This window comes from Brevundimonas sp. NPDC055812 (genome assembly GCF_053616535.1).
The window spans coordinates 1-1,192 of the sequence record NZ_JBSHDX010000021.1 but is presented as its reverse complement, the minus strand read 5'-3'; the positions used below and the strand labels follow the sequence as shown (position 1 = coordinate 1,192).

Annotated in this window: 1 protein-coding gene; it reads right to left on the bottom strand. The window is 65.3% G+C overall.

Going from position 1 to position 1,192, the window contains the following annotated elements:
• Nucleotide 1 precedes the first annotated feature (1 nt).
• On the bottom strand, nucleotides 2-1,192 hold the full coding sequence (tuf, locus tag ACWGL1_RS16130) for an elongation factor Tu (protein ID WP_338576128.1): 1,191 nt from the start codon (nucleotides 1,190-1,192) through the stop codon (nucleotides 2-4).

Below are 1,192 nucleotides of genomic sequence, written 5' to 3'. Positions count from 1 at the left end.
ATTACTCGACGATCTTGGCCACGACGCCGGCGCCGACGGTGCGGCCGCCTTCGCGGATGGCGAAGCGCAGCTTCTCTTCCATCGCGATCGGCGTGATCAGCTCGACGTCCAGCTCGGCGTTGTCGCCCGGCATGATCATCTCGACGCCTTCCTTCAGGCGCACGATGCCGGTCACGTCCGTCGTGCGGAAGTAGAACTGCGGGCGGTAGTTCGTGAAGAACGGCGTGTGACGGCCGCCTTCTTCCTTGTTCAGGATGTAGGCTTCAGCCACGAACTTCGTGTGCGGGGTGATCGAACCCGGCTTGCACAGCACCTGGCCGCGCTCGACGTCTTCACGCTTGGTGCCGCGCAGCAGCACGCCCACGTTGTCGCCCGCCTGGCCCTGGTCCAGCAGCTTGCGGAACATTTCCACGCCCGTGCAGGTCGTCTTCTGGACCGGACGGATGCCGACGATCTCGACTTCCTCACCGACCTTGACGACGCCGCGCTCGACGCGACCCGTCACCACGGTGCCGCGGCCCGAGATCGAGAACACGTCTTCCACCGGCATCAGGAACGGCATGTCGATCGGACGTTCCGGCTGCGGGATGTAGCTGTCGACCGCCGCCATCAGCTCCAGAACGCGCTCGGCGCCGATCTGCGGGTCGCGGTCTTCCACCGCGGCAAGGGCCGAGCCCTTGATCACCGGAATGTCGTCGCCCGGGAACTGGTACGAGCTCAGCAGCTCGCGCACTTCCATCTCGACCAGCTCCAGCAGCTCCTCGTCGTCGACCATGTCGACCTTGTTCAGGAACACCACCAGCGCCGGAACGCCGACCTGGCGCGACAGCAGGATGTGCTCGCGGGTCTGCGGCATCGGGCCGTCAGCGGCCGAGCACACCAGGATCGCGCCGTCCATCTGAGCCGCGCCCGTGATCATGTTCTTCACGTAGTCGGCGTGGCCCGGGCAGTCGACGTGCGCGTAGTGACGGTTCGCCGTCTCATATTCCACGTGCGACGTGTTGATCGTGATGCCGCGCGCCTTCTCTTCCGGCGCGTTGTCGATGTCGGCGTAGTTCATCGCCTTGCCGCCGCCGGCCTTCGACAGCGTCATCGAGATCGCCGCCGTCAGCGTCGTCTTGCCGTGGTCAACGTGACCGATCGTGCCGATGTTCACGTGCGGCTTCGTGCGTTCGAACTTTTCCTTGGCCAT

Bases quoted from the DNA above. Each gene is read 5' to 3' on its own strand.
- tuf (WP_338576128.1), bottom strand. From the start codon at position 1,192: ATGGCCAAGGAAAAGTTCGAACGCACGAAGCCGCACGTGAACATCGGC.